The 19,724-nt window shown below is 60.9% G+C and carries 13 protein-coding genes; 4 read left to right on the forward strand and 9 right to left on the reverse strand.

Features of this window, described 5'->3' with window-relative positions; translation table 11 throughout:
* Window positions 1-5: 5 nt before the first annotated feature.
* A complete protein-coding gene (locus SOP85_RS16245) occupies window positions 6-1,040 on the reverse strand; it encodes an alpha/beta fold hydrolase (protein ID WP_274074275.1) in 1,035 nt (344 codons plus the stop codon).
* A 207-nt stretch (window positions 1,041-1,247) separates the two neighbouring features.
* On the opposite strand from SOP85_RS16245, the gene SOP85_RS16250 reads away from it, so the two are divergent.
* Entirely contained in the window at window positions 1,248-6,446 is a 5,199-nt protein-coding gene (locus SOP85_RS16250) for a dermonecrotic toxin domain-containing protein (RefSeq protein ID WP_323627490.1), read from the forward strand.
* Window positions 6,447-6,488: 42 nt separating this feature from the next.
* Here the strand turns inward: SOP85_RS16250 and metE are convergent, their stop codons facing one another.
* Window positions 6,489-8,801 (reverse strand): 5-methyltetrahydropteroyltriglutamate--homocysteine S-methyltransferase, encoded by a 2,313-nt coding sequence (gene metE / locus SOP85_RS16255; protein ID WP_323627491.1) that lies wholly within the window; start codon window positions 8,799-8,801, stop codon window positions 6,489-6,491.
* Between the two features lie 106 nt (window positions 8,802-8,907).
* Here metE and metR point away from each other — a divergent pair, with 106 nt between their 5' ends.
* Complete coding sequence (metR, locus tag SOP85_RS16260) at window positions 8,908-9,825, forward strand: transcriptional regulator MetR (RefSeq protein WP_274074272.1); 918 nt, start codon at window positions 8,908-8,910, stop codon at window positions 9,823-9,825.
* 111 nt (window positions 9,826-9,936) lie between these two features.
* On the opposite strand, the gene SOP85_RS16265 is transcribed toward metR, so the two are convergent.
* Genes SOP85_RS16265 through SOP85_RS16275 form a run of 3 tightly spaced genes read right to left on the reverse strand, consistent with a single transcriptional unit; the run spans window position 9,937 to window position 11,533 of the window.
* Complete coding sequence (locus tag SOP85_RS16265; RefSeq protein ID WP_323627492.1) at window positions 9,937-10,434, reverse strand: GNAT family N-acetyltransferase; 498 nt, start codon at window positions 10,432-10,434, stop codon at window positions 9,937-9,939.
* Window positions 10,435-10,436: 2 nt separating this feature from the next.
* Entirely contained in the window at window positions 10,437-11,075 is a 639-nt protein-coding gene (locus SOP85_RS16270; RefSeq protein WP_274074270.1) for a LysE family translocator, read from the reverse strand.
* A 23-nt stretch (window positions 11,076-11,098) separates the two neighbouring features.
* Complete coding sequence (locus SOP85_RS16275) at window positions 11,099-11,533, reverse strand: NUDIX hydrolase (protein WP_323627493.1); 435 nt, start codon at window positions 11,531-11,533, stop codon at window positions 11,099-11,101.
* A gap of 120 nt (window positions 11,534-11,653) precedes the next feature.
* Here SOP85_RS16275 and SOP85_RS16280 point away from each other — a divergent pair, with 120 nt between their 5' ends.
* Complete coding sequence (locus tag SOP85_RS16280) at window positions 11,654-13,273, forward strand: FMN-binding glutamate synthase family protein (protein ID WP_323627494.1); 1,620 nt, start codon at window positions 11,654-11,656, stop codon at window positions 13,271-13,273.
* A 24-nt stretch (window positions 13,274-13,297) separates the two neighbouring features.
* Here SOP85_RS16280 and SOP85_RS16285 read toward each other — a convergent pair whose 3' ends face one another.
* The 3 genes from SOP85_RS16285 to SOP85_RS16295 are packed head-to-tail and all read right to left on the reverse strand — an operon-like array spanning window position 13,298 to window position 16,120.
* A complete protein-coding gene (locus SOP85_RS16285; RefSeq protein WP_323627496.1) occupies window positions 13,298-14,806 on the reverse strand; it encodes a glucosyltransferase domain-containing protein in 1,509 nt (502 codons plus the stop codon).
* A 1-nt stretch (window position 14,807) separates the two neighbouring features.
* Entirely contained in the window at window positions 14,808-15,749 is a 942-nt protein-coding gene (locus tag SOP85_RS16290) for a glycosyltransferase family 2 protein (protein WP_274074266.1), read from the reverse strand.
* Window positions 15,746-16,120 carry a GtrA family protein gene (locus SOP85_RS16295; protein ID WP_274074265.1) on the reverse strand — a complete coding sequence of 125 codons (375 nt, stop codon included), beginning with the start codon at window positions 16,118-16,120 and terminating at the stop codon, window positions 15,746-15,748. The genes SOP85_RS16290 and SOP85_RS16295 overlap by 4 nt, the downstream gene beginning before the upstream one ends.
* A 252-nt stretch (window positions 16,121-16,372) precedes the next feature.
* Here SOP85_RS16295 and SOP85_RS16300 point away from each other — a divergent pair, with 252 nt between their 5' ends.
* On the forward strand, window positions 16,373-17,500 hold the full coding sequence (locus SOP85_RS16300) for an OpgC family protein (protein WP_274074264.1): 1,128 nt from the start codon (window positions 16,373-16,375) through the stop codon (window positions 17,498-17,500).
* Between the two features lie 567 nt (window positions 17,501-18,067).
* Here the strand turns inward: SOP85_RS16300 and SOP85_RS16305 are convergent.
* Window positions 18,068-19,489 (reverse strand): amino acid permease, encoded by a 1,422-nt coding sequence (locus SOP85_RS16305; RefSeq protein ID WP_274074263.1) that lies wholly within the window; start codon window positions 19,487-19,489, stop codon window positions 18,068-18,070.
* Between the last annotated feature and the right edge of the window lie 235 nt (window positions 19,490-19,724).

Raw genomic sequence — 19,724 nt, forward strand, 5'->3', positions numbered from 1 at the left:
GTGCGCTAAAGAAGGTTGTGGTCAGCCACAGGCTCGATCTGCGCCCAATGCGAAGTGTCCTCGCGATGCGCCCGCAGATAGGGCAACACGGCTGCCAGCAATGGCGCCTTGAACGCTTCCTGAAAACGATGCGCCAGGCCCGGTATCAACTTCAACTGGCTGCCACGCAGATGCGCCGCCAGGTGCACGCCATGCATCACCGGCAACAACGGATCGGCCGTGCCATGCACCACCAGCGCCGGCACCCGTAGCTGATTGAGCAATGCCACTCGGCTCGGTTCGGCCAGGATCGCCAGGATCTGGCGCTTGGCGCCCTCGGGATTGAAGGCCCGGTCGTACGCCTGTGCCGCCTGCTGCAGCAATGCCTGGCGATCATCAGTCACCGCCGGACTGCCCAGTGCCGCCAGCAGGTCCGCCTGCTGCTCCAATGCAACTTCACGGTTGGGCGCACCCCGACGCGCCAGCAACTGCAACAGCGCCGCACTTGGCGCGGGCAAGCCTTCGGCTCCTGAAGTGCTCATGATCAGGGTAAGGCTCTCGACCCGTTGTGGCGCCATCGCTGCCATGTGCTGGGCAATCATTCCGCCCATGCTCGCGCCCAGCACGTGAAATTGCTCGATGTGCAACGCATCCATCAGCCCCAGTCCGTCGTCCGCCATATCGGTCAGGGTGTATGGCGCCGACACAGGCAAGCCGAGCTTGTAGCGCAGCACTTCGAAGGTCAGGTTGGCCTCGGCCGGCGTCTGCCGCCAGGTCGACAGGCCGACATCGCGATTGTCATAACGAATCACCCGGAAACCTTGCTGACACAGCGCGACCACCACCTCGTCGGGCCAGTGAATCAACTGCCCGCCCAGCCCCATCACCAGCAGCAGTGCCGGGTCGGACGCACGGCCAATGCTCTGGTACGCCAGGCTTACCTGGGCCAGATCAACCCGTTGGGTTGCAACATTGACGTCACAGCGAGACGCCGCCAGAGACGGCAGGCCGCACAACAGTGCGGCCAGGAAAACCATTCGTGAAAAGAACCAAGCACCCATGGAAAAACACCAAAACGCAGAACCCCAGTAGAGCGCGAGTCTGATGAAGTTTGTTCAAGCGCGCTGCCACAGTTGCGTGACAGTTTCATGAATGCCGCTCAATGGTCGATGCGATAACTATGTAGTGCCACCGGCACAGGGGATTTTTCTTAAATGGCGCTTGATCAGGAGTGGACCCGCCGCTCCTCATGGATGAGCCACGCAATCATGACCGAAAGACTCCCAACACTCGCACCCTCCTCGCCGACCGCCATCCCCGAGTTTTCAACGCTGACCAGCAATCCCCACCAGAGCCTGTTGCAAAGCGCCTTGGCGAGCTGGCAAGCCTGTCAGGAAAGCTTGCAGGCACTGTTCGCAAGCGCGCCGCTGGATGAAGGCGCGACGGCCTATTGGCAGGCCCGTGCCCCGGGTACACCGCTGTCGCGCCGTGATCGGGCCGAGCAGCTATACCGCGCTCACATTGAATCAGCGGCGCAACTGGGGTTCGCCCTGAGAACCCTGGGTGCCGAACAATTGAAACCGCTGTGGTTGATGCTGGACGCCGGGACCGAGACGGTGCATCTGGACGACCAGCCCATCCATTGCGAACAGTTGGCGCTGAAGTTGAGTGACAACAGCCTCTGGAAAATCCCGGCGGCCTGGGTGATCACCGTGGGCAGCCAGCAACCCGTCGCGCAATTGCTCTACCTGCCCTCTCGCCCGGTTCCCGTCCAGGCCTTCGAGGAGCGCAGCGACATGGAGCATTGGCTGTCCGCGCAACTACTTGCTCCGCCCGAGTTACCCAGCCATTACAGTTTTCAGTACACGACCACTACCGGGCCATTGACCACAGGCATCAGCGACCTGTTTGCGCCCGAACTGCAAGCCCGGCGTGCCGGAGCGTTTGCCCAGGCGCCAAGCCTTGAGAGCCTGGAGTTGACCGAAGGCTTTGGCGATGAGGATCGATCAGCGCTGTTCGATAGCCTGTCTGCCGATATTCCCCTGGCCATGCGCCTGACCTCGCTTCGCCAACAGCAGGCGGCGCTGGAAACACTGCTGGGAGAGGACAGCGCTACTGACTTTCAGCGGATATTCGAGGACACCCTCAAGGCTCTGGAAACGGCGGAACAGGCTGCCGACAGGGCCGCATCCGCCCTGCTTTACCGATCGCGCGTCCTCGACCTGACGACTTTCAACCGAGAGTCCAGCGCGCTTTATCAGGCCCACAAGGACGGGTTGCAGGCCGAGGCCAAACTGCAGAGGTCGCTCAATCAGCTCGACGGTCCGCAGTTCGACATGCTCCAGGCCATCCTGGAACCGTCTGCGGCTGACGAAACCGATTCCGATGTCGTGGCGGCCAGTCTGTCGTTGATCGAAGACACCAGCGGCAACCAGACCCAGGCGTTGGAGGGGCCGTTTGTCATCACCCGCTCCCAGGTGCTGCTCGATCCCGCCGCGCCTCACAGCCTGCTAATTTACTGGCCCGGCATTGGCGGCGGTTTGCAACGCTTCGCCAGTCGCAGGGACCTGGAGCTGGAACTGTTCAAGATCCGCGAACAGGATCCGGAGCTGACCCTGCAGCTGACAAAAATCAGTTGCGATCCGTTGCTTTACAGCCAGGATAAACAGATCAGTCGCTTTGAAGAACAGGCCGCGCAAGTACGCCAGCGCCATGCCGACCCGGCGCAGGCGGCAGAACGCGCCGATGAACTGGAAAAGCTGCGGCGCAAAACCCTGGCCAAGCTGCAGGTCCCGGTTAACCCAGCCCGTCATCTGGCTCTGGCGCAGCGCCTGGAACAAAGCCGCAGTGCCGGCATGGCTTCGCGTCTGCCCACCTGGCTGGCGACATTGTCGGTGTCAGCCGGCGCCGAGCTGAAAAAGCTGATCGAGGCCTATATCCAGGCCATGCATCGCAGTCACGCACAACTGGAAGCGGCCCTGGCGCCCCGTGACGCATTCACCCGTCAACACCTCCAGGTGCGGTTGCGCGGTGACTTCTCGATTGAAGGGGAGTTTGACATCCAGCTGGACCTGCCGGATTCGGTCAAGCTGGAAAAACAACTGGCCGACGGCGCGGCGCCAGGCACCCCGCAAAAACTGGTGGCGGTGCCCAGTGCCACGCGCAGCCGAATGTCCCTCGAGGAGCTGGCCCAGCTCAATATCGATAACACCCCGTCCATGCAGCTGGAGCCTCTTTCACTGCGACTGGCCCAGATGCGGGTGCACGTCAACGCAACGGACGAAAGCGCACGCCAGGCACTGGTGACCGGCATCACAAACACCTACCTGCGCAAGGTCCTGCCCGAGCTTGACCTTGCACAGCGCTACGAAGATCAGATTCGTAATACCTTCATGGGCTCGGCCAGCGAAACGCCCTTCGTCAGGGAGCATCGCCGCGAATGCCTGGTCGAGCCCTGGCGCCTGATGCTCAAATTGCAGGGTCAATGCGCACACCTGCAAAACCAGATCAACCAGGACCAGCTACAGGTCCTGACCATTGCCATCGATGCCCAGACCCCTGGGGCCTGGCAAGCGCACGGCAATCGTATCGTACTGTTCCCGGCCTACCTGAGTGCCGGCGGCAAGGACACGCCAAACGAAGGCCCGACCACCCTGTCCGGCGTGACCTTCATCGAAGAACAGGTCAGCGGGATGACCCTGCTGTATCTGCCCGACAGCCCCGACGGCCAATGCCTGCGCCGCTACGACAGCCTGGAGAGCGCTCGCCGGGCCTTGTTCAATCTGTGCCTGCGCAGCGAGATGGTCAGCTACCTGGCCGGCCGAGCCTTGAAAGGCAGCGAGGCGGCCCACGCAAGCCGCATCAACCAGGCCGTGTTGAAGCATTTCGACGCCATGATCGGCGTTGGCCTGGCGTGGCCATCGACGACTTCGCTGGCCGAACATTTGCTCAATGCCCACATGGGCCGCCTGATCGAAGCCCATCGCGACACCTCGCGCTCACGCACCGACCTGTACCTGGAACGCTACGCGCTCAGCGGCTCGAAGGCGTTCAACTACATCAAGATGGCGATAGGCCTGGTGCCCTTCGTCGGTGCGGGAGTTGCGCTTTATGATGCCTGGAGCAGCGCCAACAACGCGGTCGCTGCTCTGTTGCATGGCGAGGTGGCTGAGGGCCTGGCAGAGATAGAGTCGGTGTTGCTGTCGTTGATCGATGCCGCCATGGACATCGCCGGTACTTCGCCGGCCACCCGCTCGACCACCGTCGTCCGCTCGCTGGCGCGTGCTCGTCAGTTGACGGCGCTTGGCAAAGGCGCCACGGCATTGCGGTCGACGTCAGCACGCCACGCACGACATATCGCCCAGCGCTTCGCCGGATACGAGTATGAAAAACCGATTTCCCTGGCCGGCTTGCAACCGCTCGAGCACGGGGTCTATCGCAATGTCTACCGGCATGCCGATGGCGACTTCATCACGCGCCAGGGCCGCATCTTCCAGGTTGAACCGAGTAAGGACTCACGCGGCTTGAGACTGAGCGGCACGCGGAAAAAAACCTACCGGCAACCCATCGCGCTCGATGAAGCCGGCCAATGGGATACCTGGTTCGGCGTCTACGGGTCGACATTCGAAGGCGGCGGGCTGGGTGGCGGCGGCGTGCTCGGGCATCTGGCCGATGCACTTGACCCGATCTGGCCTGCTGCCATTCGCGAACGCCTGCCAAGGTGGTGGGCCGATCGGGTGTTTCGTCGTCACAATGCACTGACCGACGCCGCCGACAACTTGGCGCCGCAAATCGATGCTCGGATCTCGCGCACCAATGCGGCACTGGAAAAGTACAACAGTGTTGCTGCAGAAGCCCGTCCGGCCCTGATTCAGGAGACCGAAGCAGCCTGTATCGGCGACATCGAACTGGCCAGCGGGCATTACCAGACGCTGGTCGAGCTGGCGCCCCTGGCACATGGCAACAAACGACGCCTGCTCAGTGAAATGCAAAGTCATGACGCCCTGATAATCGCCGACAGGCAAAAGCAGAGGGTTTTCTTTGCCAACCATCGGTCTAATCCGCTCACCGACCGAATTGACGCTCTAATCGATCAACTGGACGAACTACCAGACAGTGCCCTCGCCGAACGCGTTCGGATTCTGCACGACATTCGAAAGCTACGCCTGGAAGTCATCGGCCACCTGGAACAGATTGAAACGGCAATGCGCGACCTCAACCGGTGGTACGAGCGCATTACGGTCAGAACCGAAAAGGCACAAATGACATCCGAAGTAGAGGCGTTGAACGGACGCCTCAACGAGCCCACTCTGCTTTACCTGAGAACAGCTCATCTTCTGGAGACGGTCAATCGCTTTAACACGGTACGGGATCTGTCCTGGTTCCATCTACAGACCCAAGCCGAAAGCCTGCGCATCAACGTCGACCGTGCATTGTTCACTCAATTCAGCCTGCAGGAGGTCCCTGCCACCCGAGCCCAACGCAATCAGATTTTCCAGGAATGCCTCGAGCACTACAGCCAGTTCCGTCGCGGCATGAATGCCTGGACCGCCAGCGATCCCCAGCACTTCTATCTCGACGCGGTCGCGCCCTTGCTGGAGGGAATCGAAAAAATGGCCCAACGGGCACGCAAGGGCATCGACCAACCCGCGCCAGTCGTGTCGGCCGGGCAACGCAGCAAGAAGGTCTTCATCACCGAAGATGACCACTTGTTGATCGGGGGGGAGCGCTGGGAACCAACGACCCAGAAACGTCAATACATCCTGACCGGGAAGGGTGGTGTCGAGGAAATATGGGAACAGGGTGCAAACGGCAAGTCGCGCTTGCTCAATCCTCCCGAGCCAACCGCTCGCCCCGTGCAAAAGGACGCAGCTGCCATGATTGAAGATGCGCGTAATCGCCTGCAGTCGCAGCCGGCCTACCGGTCGAGAATTCAAGCCTATGCAGCGCAGGATATGCTCCCGGTCGATCTGGAGCACATGATGGTCAACGAGGCCATCGAACTGAAGCGCCGGGCGCTCGATATCGAAGCCATTTCCCCACAGAGCCCCGTCATCGAGCAACTGCGGAACAAGGCAGTGGAACTGATTGCCACCGGACGTCGGATGCGCACCCGTCAGTCACTGCGCAGCAAAAACCCTACGGATGGAATGCTCGATGATCTGATCAGCCAAAACGCCGCAGAGATACGCAAGACCAGTGCGCTGAAAACTTTGGGCAAACGTCCTGATCGGCGAACCGATTACTTGCAGGAATACGAAATATGGGACATGACGGCAACGCCTCCCACGCTGTTGTGGTATGCCCATTTCCACTACGCAAAGCCGGCCCCCGCCTTTCTCGAGTTCGAAAAAGCGCATCTTAAGTTGCCTGAACATCGTGCCTTGACCCACGCCGATAACGCCAACCTGCCTTACGCCGATATCGGCAAGAAATCAGCGGCGCTCAGACATTTCGATCAGGGCTGACAGGCCGCACGGGAGCGGTCAATCCGCTCCCGTGCGGGTTCCTCAAGCCAGTTGGCTTCGCAGCTGGCGTGCCGCGGCCACCATGTTCACCAGCGCCGCTTCAGTCTCCGGCCAGGCGCGGGTCTTCAACCCGCAATCGGGGTTGACCCACAACCGCTCGGCCGGGATCCGCTTCACCGCCTTGCTGATCAACTTGACCATCTCGGCCGTGTCCGGCACCCGTGGCGAGTGGATGTCATAGACACCCGGACCGATGTCGTTCGGGTAGTCGAACGCTTCGAAGGCCTGCAGCAACTCCATGTCCGAACGCGAGGTTTCGATGGTGATCACATCGGCATCCATCGCCGCGATGGCCTCGATCACGTCGTTGAATTCGCTGTAGCACATGTGGGTGTGGATCTGCGTTTCATCACGCACGCCGCTGGCGCTCAAGCGGAATGCCTGCACCGCCCAGTCCAGGTATTCCTGCCATTGTGCCCGACGCAGCGGCAGGCCTTCGCGGAATGCGGCTTCGTCGATCTGCACGATCTTGATGCCGGCCGCTTCCAGGTCCAGCACTTCGTCGCGCAGGGCCAGCGCCAGTTGCTGTGCCTGGACTTTGCGCGACACGTCTTCACGGGGGAAGGACCACATCAGCATCGTCACGGGACCGGTGAGCATGCCTTTCATGACCTTGTCGGTCTGGCTCTGCGCATAGGTGATCCAGTCGACCGTCATGGCTTTCGGGCGGCTCAGGTCGCCGTAGATGATCGCCGGTTTCACGCAGCGTGAACCGTAGCTCTGCACCCAGCCAAAACGCGTGAAGAGATAGCCATCGAGTTGCTCGGCGAAATACTCGACCATGTCATTGCGTTCGGCTTCACCGTGCACCAGCACGTCCAGCCCCAGGCGTTCCTGGATTTGCACGGCATGACGAATTTCGTGGTGCATGGCGTCGGTGTAGTCGTTGGCCGACAGCTTGCCTTGCTTGAAAGCCTGGCGCGCCAGGCGAATCGAGCCGGTCTGCGGGAACGAGCCGATGGTGGTGGTCGGGAACGCTGGCAGTTTCAACCGTGCACGCTGTTGCTCGATGCGTTGGGCAAACGGCGATTGGCGCTGGCTGTCCGCTGTGCCAATGGCATCGATGCGGGCTTGCACCTGGGCTTTATGGATGCGCGGAGATTCAGCGCGGCTGGTCGCAATGGCACGGCTTTCGGCCAACGCGGCTTGCACCTTGGGCGCTTGCGGATCGTTCAGGGCATCGCGCAGTACGGCGATTTCGCCACATTTTTGCACGGCAAACGCCAGCCAGCTTTTCAGCTCGGGATCGAGTTTGTCTTCGCGCTCCAGGTCCACCGGGCTGTGCAGCAACGAGCAGGAGCTGCTGACCCAGAGGTTGTCGCCAAAGCGTTCCTGGGCAAATTGCAGTTGTGCCAGCACCGGTTCCAGCTCGCAGCGCCAGACGTTGCGGCCATTGACCAGGCCCACCGAGAGGATCTTGTAGGTCGGCAGGCGATCGAGCACGTGCAGCAGTTGATCCGGCGCGCGCACCGCGTCGATGTGCAAGCCTTGCACCGGCAGGCCGACGGCCAGGCCGAGGTTGTCCTGCAGGCCGCTGAAGTAGGTCGCCAACAGCTTTTTCAGCGGCGAGTATTGGAGGATGTGGTAGGCGCGTTCAAAGGCGTTTTTCCATTCCTGCGGCAGGTCGAGGGTCAGGATCGGTTCATCGATCTGTACCCACTCCACCCCTTGGGCAGCGAGGCGCCCGAGGATTTCGTTGTAGACCGGCAGCAGGCGTTCCAACAGGTCGAGTTTGTCGAAGTCGTCGCCCTTGACCTTGCCCAGCCACAGGTAAGTCAGCGGGCCGATTATGACGGGCTTGACGGTGTGCCCCAGAGCCTGGGCTTCGCCCACTTCGTCGAACAGCTGCTCCCAGCTCAGCTTGAACTGTTGGTCTGCGCTGAATTCCGGGACCAGGTAGTGGTAGTTGGTGTCGAACCACTTGGTCAATTCCTGGGCGTATTGCGCCTGGCCGTGCTCGCTGCCGCAACAGCTCACGGTGGCGCCACGGGCCATGGCGAACAAGGTGTCCAGGGTCGGCAGGCCGCGTTCGTCCCGGGTGCTGTCAAAGCGCTCGGGGATCACACCGAATGCCAGGGAATGGGTCAGTACCTGGTCGTACCAGGCGAAGTCGCCGACCGGCAGCAGGTCGATGCCGGCGTCTTTCTGCAATTGCCAGTGAGTAGCGCGCAACTGGCGACCGACGCTGTGCAGCGCTTGCTGGTCGAGGTCGCCCTTCCAGTAGGATTCGAGGGCTTTTTTCAGTTCGCGGTCGGCACCGATGCGGGGAAAACCAAGGGTGTGGGCTACGGCCATGTCGAATTGCTCCTGTAAAAGATGGCGCTATTGTCGACAGCCAGGGCATCATGAGACAAACTCAACCTTTTCGTGTTGATCACAAGTTTTCCTCATGGAGCCCCCGGTGCTTGAAATCCGTCACCTGAAGACCCTGCACGCCTTGCGCGAAGCCGATAGCCTGGTGGATGCGGCCGACCGCCTGCACCTGACCCAGTCGGCGCTGTCCCATCAGTTCAAGGAGCTTGAGGAACGCATGGGCATGCCGTTGTTCGTGCGCAAGACCAAGCCCGTGCGTTTCACCAGCGCCGGTTTGCGCCTGCTGCAACTGGCCGATGCCACCTTGCCGCTGCTGCGCGCGGCCGAGCGCGACATCGCGCGGTTGGCCGGAGGCACCGCCGGGCGCTTGCACATGGCCATCGAATGCCACAGTTGCTTCCAGTGGCTGATGCCAACCATCGACCAGTTCCGCGATGCCTGGCCGGAAGTCGAGCTTGACCTGGCGTCGGGCTTCTCTTTCGCCCCCCTGCCCGCCCTGGCCCGTGGCGACCTGGACCTGGTGGTGACGTCCGACCCGGTGGATCTGGTAGGGATCACCTATGTGCCGCTGTTTACTTATGAAGCGATGCTCGCGGTGGCGAACCAGCACCGCCTGGCCAACAAGGCCTACATCGTCCCGCAGGACCTGCTCAGCGAGACCCTGATCACCTACCCGGTGGAACGTGACCGGCTGGATATCTTCACGCGCTTTCTGGAACCGGCCGACGTCGAGCCGGCCCAGGTCCGCACGTCGGAACTGACGGTGATGATGATGCAGCTGGTGGCCAGCGGTCGCGGCGTGTGCGGCATGCCCCATTGGGCACTGCATGAATACAGCTCACGGGGCTACGTGAAGGCCAAGCGCCTGGGCGAGAAAGGTTTGTTTGCGACGCTGTATGCGGCGATTCGGGCCGACATGCTCGATGCGCCGTACATGAGGGATTTTTTGCTGACGGCCAAGGACACGTCGTTTTCGACGCTGGATGGGGTAAGCGCCGTTCGTTGATATGTGGGAGCGGGCTTGCTCGCGAAAGCGGTGTATCAGTCAGCTTCAATGCTGAATGTTGACCCGCATTCGCGAGCAAGCCCGCTCCCACATTTTTTGATCGGGGCGGATTCAGAGTTCGCGCCACATGTGGATCTTGTCGAAGTAATCCTCCCCCACCCGCACTGCCATCGGCTCCAGGCCGAACTGGACGAAGCCGCAGCGCCGATAGAGGTTGAATGCGGCATCGTTGCCGGCGGTGACGGTCAATTTGATCAGCCGCAGATATTGATGGGTCCGCGCCTCGGCCAGCACCGCCTGCACCAGTTGCAAACCAAGCCCGCGCTGGCGCACGTCGGCGGACACGTACATGCCAAACAGCGTCGCCTTGTGCCGGGCCTTTTCCCGGGGCTCGAAGGCCAGCCCGGCGATGCCCGCCAACCGGCCCTCGTCGAAAGCGCCTAGCACCACATCCAGCTTGCCGGTCAGGCGCGACTCCCACCAGCTCAAGGGCATCGTTGCTCGTTCGCGCACGCTGGAGGTGAACGCCCGGGGGTGCCGGTCGTAAGCTTCGAGCGTCATCGTCCGATAGTCCAGCGCATGGCTGGCATCCAGTCGCTGAATCAACATGTTCAGGCCATCCGTTTTTGCTCGAGCATCAAGCGCAACGCCAGCGCCGACAAGACAAAGCCCATGAAATAACGCTGCATCGCCAGCCATGTCGGATTGCTGACGAACCATGACGCGATGCCCGCCGCGAACAGGGCGATCATCAGGTTCACGCAGAAACTGACGCTGATCTGGGTCAGGCCCAGGACGATACTTTGCGTGAACACCGAACCGTGCTCGGGGCTGATGAACTGCGGGAACACCGACAGGTAGAACACCGCAATCTTCGGGTTCAGGGCGCTGGTGAGAAAACCCATGGTAATGAGCCTGCGCGACGAGTCCGGTGGCAGCTGCTGCGCTTCGAACGGCGAACGCGCACCCGGCTTGACCGCCTGCCAGGCCAGCCACAACAGGTACAGCGCACCGGCCCACTTCAACACTTCATAGGCCATTGGCACCGCCAGGAACACCGCGGTCAAACCGGCCGCGGCGGCGAACAGATGCACGAAGAAACCCGCGACCACGCCAAGCAACGAGGTGACCCCGGCCTTGCGTCCCTGGCAGATCGAACGGGAGATCAGGTAGATCATGTTCGGCCCCGGTGTCAGCACCATCAGCAACGCGGCAGCGGCGAAAATCAGCAGGTCTTGAAGCGGGATCATGGGCGAAGTCCCTTGCGTAATGATCAGGCGATAGCGGTCAGCGAAGCTCGATAAAACGGCAGGATCAGGTCCCGTGTCAATGGCGCCAGAACGACACCACCGTCGCTGGCCGGATCGATCCAGATCACTTCTTCGATCTCGGCAGCCGGGGTGACTTCGGCATCGATGGTCAGCAGAAACAGTTCGGCCTGCACGACAAAACCCGGCTCATTGGCGGCGGGGGCCGAGAACTGCCCGAGGAACGTGGCATGCGCCGTATCGATGAGCAGACCCAACTCTTCTTCCAGCTCCCGGGCCAGTGCGCTGACCGGTTTTTCATCGGCCTCGATCTTGCCACCCGGTTGCATGAACGCCTGGGTGCCGCGCTTGCGCACCAGCAGGGTTCGCCCGTCGGGGCCGATCAACAGGGCGGCGGCGATGTGGATAAGTGCAGAGGGCTGGGCAACAGACATTGACATTAAAAAGGCCTTTGACTCAAAAACGCCATTATATTCGACATTGATGTTGGCTGACGCACCGCCATCGCGAGGTGGTTTGTGTATTGCCAAAGTTTTTGAGTCCGAACCCAAGGAAACCGTATGAGCCTGTCACTCCTGAGCCGCTACGCCTTCTTTGCCGCCTGCGTGATCTTCACCCTCGCCAGCCTGCCCTTCCTCCAACACGACTGGCTCTGGCCTATCACTGCCGTCACCGGCGTACTCAGCCTGATCGGCCTGTTCGATCTGCTGCAAAGCCCCCACGCAGTGCGCCGCAATTACCCGATCCTGGGCAATATCCGCTATCTGGTCGAAGGCATTCGTCCGGAAATCCGCCAATACCTGCTCGAATCCGACAGCGACGCCCTGCCCTTTTCCAGGGCCCAGCGCTCGCTGGTCTACTCCAGGGCCAAGAATGAAAGCGCCGACAAACCGTTCGGCACCTTGATCGACGTCTACCAGTCGGGTTTCGAGTTCATCGGCCACTCGATGCGCCCGGCGCCCTTGAGCGACCCGAGCGGTTTCCGGGTCACGGTCGGCGGCCCGCAATGCACCCAGCCGTATTGCGCGTCGGTGTTCAACATTTCGGCCATGAGCTTCGGCTCGCTCAGTGCCAATGCCATCCGCGCGTTGAACCAGGGTGCCAAGCTCGGCAACTTCGCCCACGACACCGGCGAAGGCAGCATCAGCCCTTATCATCGCGAACACGGTGGCGACCTGACCTGGGAACTGGGCAGCGGCTACTTCGGCTGTCGCACCAGCGATGGCCGCTTCGACCCCGAGCGTTTCGCCGCACAGGCCCGAACGCCCCAGGTGCGGATGATCGAAATCAAGATGAGCCAGGGCGCCAAACCCGGCCACGGCGGGATCCTGCCCAAGCACAAGGTCACCCGCGAGATCGCCGACACACGCGGCATCCTGATGGGCGAAGACTGCATCTCGCCGTCCCGCCACAGTGCGTTTTCCACGCCGATCGAGATGATGCATTTCATCCAGCAACTGCGCGAGCTGTCCGGTGGTAAACCGGTAGGCTTCAAGTTTTGCCTGGGTCACCCGTGGGAGTTCATGGGCATCGCCAAGGCCATGCTGGAAACCGGCATCCTCCCGGACTTCATCGTGGTCGACGGCAAGGAAGGTGGCACCGGCGCCGCGCCTGTGGAATTCACCGACCACATCGGCGTGCCGATGCGCGAAGGCCTGCTGTTCGTGCACAACACCCTGGTCGGCCTGAACCTGCGGGACAAGATCAAGCTCGGTGCCAGCGGCAAGATCGTCAGTGCGTTCGATATCGCCAGCGTGCTGGCCATCGGTGCCGATTGGGCCAACTCGGCGCGCGGTTTCATGTTCGCCATCGGGTGCATCCAGTCGCAAAGTTGCCACACCAACAAATGCCCGACCGGCGTCGCCACCCAGGACACCCTGCGTCAGCGCGCGCTGGTGGTGCCGGACAAGGCCCAGCGCGTCTACAACTTCCACCGTAACACTCTCAAGGGCCTGGCCGAGATGCTCGCTGCCGCCGGCCTTGAACATCCATCGCAATTGTCGGCCAAGCACCTGGTGCGGCGCATGTCGGCCACCGAGATCAAGCTGTTCTCACAGCTGCATGTGTTCCTCAAACCGGGGGAGTTGCTGACCGGTGAAGTGAATGGCGAGTTTTATTCGCGGATGTGGCAGATGGCGCGGGCAGACAGTTTCGAGCCCAATGAAGAGGCTGCGGCCTGACCTTCACGGCTCCGACATTGCGCTTTACCAATGAAGCGATTTGATCGGGGCCGGTTCTTTCATCACGATAAATCCGTAATCACCAATCAGGTAGATCCGGTAGAACTGGCTCTCCACCAACGGCGTGTAACCTAGATAACCCACCCGCGTCGCATTGCGCCGCTCCTTCTCCGCCACCACGTTGGTGATGCCGACCTTGGGCAGGTTTTCCGCCAGCATGTAGAAGTCGACGTTCAGCAGGTAATGCAACACCGGCATCTGCTTGAACGAACCCGCCGCCCCCAGCAGCCAGTGATCGGAATAGGTCACCGACATGTAGATGCGCTTGGCGTCACGCAAGGGTTGATGGCTGGCGATGTTATGTTCAAGGCTGCTCAGCGCGCTGCCGGCGAAGGCTTTCTGCACCGTCAGGACCCGGCCATAGGCGAACGACAACGACAACATGCCCAGCAGCGGCACCAGCAACAACAGCGGCAAGCGTTCGTGGAGTGTGGCCAGGGCCAGGTGACTCAAGTAGAACAGCAGCACCAGCAACACCGCGAATCCCATCAGGGTCCTGGCGCCTTCGTTGAAGTCGCGAAAGACCAGCGCGACGCCGGACACCAGCAACACCACGACCGGCACTGTCAGCACACACAGCAGGCCGATCAGCAGTTTCTTCGGTCCACTGTCCTTGCGCTCGATAACCCTCAATCCCAAACACACTGCACCGGCAATGGCACAGAGCACCAACCCGGCCGCCACCCAGGCAAATCCGCCATGGAACAGCAGCACGACTTTTTCCAGTACCCGCGTGATGTTGATGTGGATCTGCAGCAAAGGCTGCGCTGCCCAGTCCAGCAACACCGTGCGACCCTGCCCCATGAAGGGGTATGCACTGACAAGGTAAATCAGCCATCCGAGAAACAGCTGGGCGATTCTCCAGCCGATCAAACCGCCCCAACGCGGCCAGGCCACTTTGTCATTGACCGCCCTGAGCACTTCAAGACAGCACAGGCCGAGAAACACATTGACGCTGATTTGATACAGGCCCAGCGCCAGCGCAATCAGGAAAGAAGGCACCAGCCATTGCAGGCTGCGCGAAGTGTGACGAAAGGTGATGGCGTAGATCACCGCCACCACACTCAAGGTCATGACCGGGCCGTCGTACTGGTAGGTCAGGTTCTGCAGGAAGAACGGGTTGTACCAGAGCGGCAACAGCACCAGGCAGCAGCCGAAGGTCGGTTCGCGGAAGTGATGAAAGGTCAGGCTGGTCAGTGCCCAGGACATGGCCAGGGTGGCGATCAACAACGGCAGCGGAAAAATGTTCGGCGCGCCACTGCTGAAGGTCAGCGCGTTGTAGAACAACTCGGCGAACAGACGCCCTTCCTTGGCCCAGGCCATGCCGGCCGACAGCGAGCGCCAGTTGTCATCGATGTAGGGATAATCCGCAATGATCAGCGGCAGCACGTACACCAGGGTCGCCAGCAGAAAAAACAGCCAGGCCTGGCGTCGAGTGAGTTCCTTGGTGAAGAAATCGCTGAACCTGCCCATGCTAGGGTTTGCGCCTGTCTTTGCCGCCGACGATGTCCTTGACCACATAGCGCGGCCGGTGCTTGGCTTCGATGTAGATCCGCCCGACATACTCACCGAGGATGCCGATGCCGATCAGTTGAACGCCGCCGAGAAACAGAATAGCGGTCATCAACGAAGGGTAACCGGGCACGCTGTTACCGAAGAAAATCTTGTCCAGCACCATGTACACCGCATAGAGCACGGCAAAGATCGACACGCATCCGCCGACATACGTCCATAACCGCAGCGGCACCGTGCTGAACGAGGTCACGCCTTCCAGCGCCAGGTTCCACAGTTTCCAGCCGTTGAACTTGCTATCCCCCGCCACCCGCCGGGCGCGTTCGTACTCCACCACCACGGTGTTGAAGCCGGCCCACGACAGCACGCCCTTCATGAACAATTGATGCTCGGGCAAGGTGCGAATCACGTCCACCACCTTGCGATCCATCAGCCTGAAATCCCCGACGTTTTCCTCGATCCGGGTGTAGGAAATTCGATTCAACAGGTGGTAGAACAGCGCTGCGCTGTGGCGTTTCAAGTAACTGTCGGCGGCGCGGTCGCGGCGCTTGGCCAGTACCACATCCGCGCCTTTTTGCCATTGTTCGATCAACAACGGGATGACGCTGATCGGGTCCTGCAGGTCTACGTCCATGGGGATGACCGCATCGCCGCTGGCATATTCCAGCCCGGCAAACAGCGCCGGTTCCTTGCCGAAATTGCGCGAGAAATTGATCAGCAGGACCTGTTCGTCCGCCTGCGCCAGGGCCGCCACCTGTTCGGCCGTGCCATCGGAGCTGCCGTCATTGATGAACACGATCTCGACTTCGGTCGCGTCGAGTTTCAACTCTCGTCGTACCGCCTGGTAAAACAGATTGATCGCCTGTTCTTCGTTAAACACCGGGACGATAAGCGAAACCTTCATACGTCACGCTCACGGAACACCACGTACTTGGAAAACAGGAAACCGAACACCAGGCTCAACGCAGAAAACAGCGCCACGGTCAGCAACCCATGCAACCGCCAGACATCGCCGACATGGCCGACGCCCAGGCTGAGCGCCCCCATCGCCAGCATGAACAACAGGTAACCGCCGACTGACGCCTTGGCATCAAAGGTATAGAGCGCATTCATATAAAAGGAAAACGAGGCCGCTACGCAAAAGGCTGCCAGGTTGCTGGCCGCTTGCGTCAAGCCGAAGCCCACGCTCAAGAGAAAAAAGATCTGCCAGTGAATCAGCGTATTGGCGACGCCGATCACGGTGTAGCTGGACAAGCCCTTGTATGAAAGTCTCACGTGACGCTCCTGCGATTGAACGCTGCTCACACAAACATTTGAGCTTGTCTACTGTCAGAAATCGCAGGAATACCGACCTTTCAGACCAGCGGTCTGGCTCTGCGCCCACCTCAGGAGACATCCCGCAATACCCCGCCTTTGCAATTACCAGCGAATCAGTCCACCCTGCGCGCCGCCAATAGGCGGCAAGCAACTTTTTGCGCCTTCGGCTCATCCTTTGTTCAATACCTGTTTACCAGCGAGCCTGCCGTCATGACGTTAGCGCGCGATCACCGGATCGATTTTTTTCGCGGCCTGGCACTGATCTTCATTTTCTGGGATCACGTGCCCCACAACCCCTTGGGTCAAATCACCCTGCGCAACTTCGGCTTCAGCGATGCCGCCGAAGTCTTCGTGTTCCTGGCCGGTTACGCGGCCGTCCTGGCCTACGGCAAAGTCCTTGCGCGGGAAGGTTTGCTGATCGCCTGGGTGAAAATCCTGCGCCGCGCCTGGGTGCTCTATGTGGTGCACATCTTCCTGCTGGCGATGCTGATGGGCATTGTGTTCTTCGCCAACAGCCATGTGGAAACCCGCGACCTGGTGGAAGAAATGGGCATGCACCATTTCATCAGCGACCCCCAGCAGGCCTTGATCGATGAGCTCCTGTTGCGCTTCAAACCGAACCTGATGGACCCGCTGCCGCTGTACATCGTGCTGCTGGCGGGCCTGCCGCTGGTGCTGCCGATACTGGTGCGCAAGGTCTGGCCGGTGGTGGCGGTGTCCTTTGCGCTGTACCTGACCGTACCGTTGTTTGGCTGGAACCTGGCCGCGATCAAGGATGGCGTGTGGTACTTCAACCCCGTGGCCTGGCAACTGCTGTTTATCCTCGGCGGCGCGGCGGCGATTCATGCGCAACGCCCACGTTTGCCCGACACCCGGCCGCTGGTGCGCCAGCCATTGTTCATGACGGCGGCGGTGTATGCATTGATCGCCGCGGTGCTGACGGTCGCCTGGCGCTGGCCGCAGATCCACGACGCCCTGATGCCTGCGAGCCTGAGCAATCTGCTGTACCCGATCAGCAAGACCAACCTGTCGCCTGTGCGCCTGTTGCACTTTCTCGCGCTGGCCTACGTCGCCGCGAAACTGTTGCCCGACACCGGCTGGACGCAAAACTGGCTGGCACAGCAATGCTGCCGCATGGGGCGTTTTTCCCTGGAGATCTTCTGCCTGGGCGTGTTGCTGGCGCCCCTGGCGGACATGCTCAATGCGCTGACGGACGATGCGTTCGCCATGCAGGTCTTCACCGCGTTGGTGGGGGCCGGGTTGATGGCGTTGCTGGGGGCGTGGCTGGAATTCAACAAGCGCTTGAATCGACCGGCTCCCGCCGTCGCCGCCTTGTAGGAGCTGGCTTGTCGAGTCGCCGCATCGCACCTTCGCTGCCAAGCCAGCTCAGGTTGATTGGCGTCGTGCCCAAGATCTGTGCGCGCTGGTGATCCCCTGTGGGAGCGAGCTTGCTCGCGAAAGCGGTGGGTCAGATGACATCTTGATTGACTGATCAGCAGTCATCGCGAGCAAGCTCGCTCCCACATTTTGATTGGCGCCGTGCACAAGATCTGTGTGCACTGGAGATCCCTTGTAGGAGCAAGCTTGCTCGCGATGGCGGTGGGTCTGGCGGCATCTATATTGACTGATCAGCAGTCATCGCGAGCAAGCTCACTCCCACATTTTGATTGGCGCCGTGCACAAGATCTGTGTGCACTGGTGATCCCCTGTGGGAGCGAGGACAGCCACGGATCCGTGCCAAACATAAAACATTGTAGGAGCCCGGCTTGCCGGCGAAGGCGGTCTTGAGTATTGCGCTGGCCTTTCGGGCTTCTTCGCTGCGATGCGGCGACCCGACAAGCCAGCTACAGGATGAAAAAAGCCCCGATCATTTGACCGGGGCTTTTGCATTTCAGGCGTTACGACTTACGAAGCCGAACCCACCGCACCTTGCGTCGCATTGGTCGGTTGCAGCTTGAACACATAGAACAACACCGTCAGCAGCACCAGGAACGCCGGGCCCACATATAGCGCCACGCGGGTGTCCGGGAAGTACGCCATCAGGCCGACCACCAGCACCAGGAACGCCAGCGCCAGGTAAGAGCTGATCGGGAACAGCCACATACGGTACTTGAGGCCGGCACGCTCGCTGGCGCTCAGGCCTCTGCGGAACTTGAGCTGGGCCAGCAGGATCATCACCCAGGTCCAGATCGCGCCGAAGGTGGCAATCGCCGTCACCCAGACAAACACCTTCTCAGGCACCAGGTAATTAAGCAGCACGCCCAGCAGCAGGGCGCCGATCGACAGCAGCAAGGCGCGACGCGGCACGCCGTTGCTGGAGGTCTTGGCGAAACCGGCTGGGGCCTGGCCGTTCTGCGCCAGGCTGTAGAGCATGCGCCCGGTGCTGAAGATGCCGCCATTGCAGGACGACAGCGCGGCCGTGATCACCACGAAGTTGATGATGCCAGCGGCGGTCTTGATGCCCAGGCGCTCGAAGGTCATCACAAACGGACTGCCCTGGGTGCCAATTTCGTTCCACGGGTAGATCGACAGGATCACGAACAACGCGCCAACGTAGAACAGCAGGATCCGCCAGAACACCGAGCCGATGGCGCTGGGAATGGTCTTCTGCGGGTTTTTCGCTTCACCGGCGGTCAGGCCGATCATCTCCACGCCGAGGTAGGCGAACATGACCATTTGCAGGGACATCAACACGCCCTGCACGCCGTTTGGCATGAAACCACCGTGGGTCCAGAGATTGGAAATCCCCAGGGCCACACCGTCGTTGCCGAAACCGAAGGCGATGATGCCGATACCACCCAATACCATCGCAATGATGGTGACGATCTTGATCAGGGCGAACCAGAATTCGAATTCACCGAAGGCTTTCACCGCGATCAGGTTGATCGAGCCCATGCTGACCAGCGCGGCGAGCGCCCAGATCCAGCGCGGCACATCGGGGAACCACACGCCCATGTACACCGCCACGGCGGTGATTTCCGCGACACAGGTCACCAGCCACAGGAACCAGTAGTTCCAGCCGGTGAGGAAGCCCGCCAGCGGGCCGAGGTAGTCCTGGGCGTAACGGCTGAACGAGCCGGCGACCGGGTTGTGCACGGCCATTTCGCCGAGCGCGCGCATGATCACCAGGATGGCCAGGCCGCCAATGATGTAGGACAGCATGATGGCCGGGCCAGCCATTTCGATGGCCTTGGCCGAACCCAGGAACAGACCGACGCCGATACAGGCACCGAGCGCCATCAAGCGAATATGCCGTTCGCCGAGTTCGCGTTTGAGCGGGCCGCCTTGAGCGGTCTCGCCGTGGGGCAACTGATTGCCTACGGGCATGGGGTACAACCTCGTCTTGTTATTGGATATATCCACCGAGCGGCGAAGCGTTGACCGATAAGCCAGCGCCTCCCGTAACCGATCCTGCTTCATGGGCAGAACCGTCTTGCAGGGCAAAACCTGCGCGATCAGCGGGGGGTGCAGTATAAAAAGCTCGCGACAGAGATTTTCACTCTATAAATCACAAAAATCAGGTGTAAATCTCGGTAAAAGCGCTATCTACGGAGATGGATTG

Source organism: Pseudomonas sp. YuFO20 (assembly GCF_035064975.1).
GTDB lineage: Bacteria > Pseudomonadota > Gammaproteobacteria > Pseudomonadales > Pseudomonadaceae > Aquipseudomonas > Aquipseudomonas putida_AE.

What these genes read in the sequence shown, in the direction of transcription:
- metE (WP_323627491.1), bottom strand. Translation starts at nt 8,801, where the DNA reads ATGGCCGTAGCCCACACCCTTGGTTTTCCCCGCATCGGTGCCGACCGC.
- SOP85_RS16265 (WP_323627492.1), bottom strand. Translation starts at nt 10,434, where the DNA reads ATGTTGATTCAGCGACTGGATGCCAGCCATGCGCTGGACTATCGGACG.
- SOP85_RS16270 (WP_274074270.1), bottom strand. Translation starts at nt 11,075, where the DNA reads ATGATCCCGCTTCAAGACCTGCTGATTTTCGCCGCTGCCGCGTTGCTG.
- SOP85_RS16245 (WP_274074275.1), bottom strand. Translation starts at nt 1,040, where the DNA reads ATGGGTGCTTGGTTCTTTTCACGAATGGTTTTCCTGGCCGCACTGTTG.
- SOP85_RS16300 (WP_274074264.1), top strand. Translation starts at nt 16,373, where the DNA reads ATGACGTTAGCGCGCGATCACCGGATCGATTTTTTTCGCGGCCTGGCA.
- SOP85_RS16250 (WP_323627490.1), top strand. Translation starts at nt 1,248, where the DNA reads ATGACCGAAAGACTCCCAACACTCGCACCCTCCTCGCCGACCGCCATC.
- SOP85_RS16275 (WP_323627493.1), bottom strand. Translation starts at nt 11,533, where the DNA reads ATGTCAATGTCTGTTGCCCAGCCCTCTGCACTTATCCACATCGCCGCC.
- SOP85_RS16280 (WP_323627494.1), top strand. Translation starts at nt 11,654, where the DNA reads ATGAGCCTGTCACTCCTGAGCCGCTACGCCTTCTTTGCCGCCTGCGTG.
- SOP85_RS16290 (WP_274074266.1), bottom strand. Translation starts at nt 15,749, where the DNA reads ATGAAGGTTTCGCTTATCGTCCCGGTGTTTAACGAAGAACAGGCGATC.
- SOP85_RS16305 (WP_274074263.1), bottom strand. Translation starts at nt 19,489, where the DNA reads ATGCCCGTAGGCAATCAGTTGCCCCACGGCGAGACCGCTCAAGGCGGC.
- SOP85_RS16285 (WP_323627496.1), bottom strand. Translation starts at nt 14,806, where the DNA reads ATGGGCAGGTTCAGCGATTTCTTCACCAAGGAACTCACTCGACGCCAG.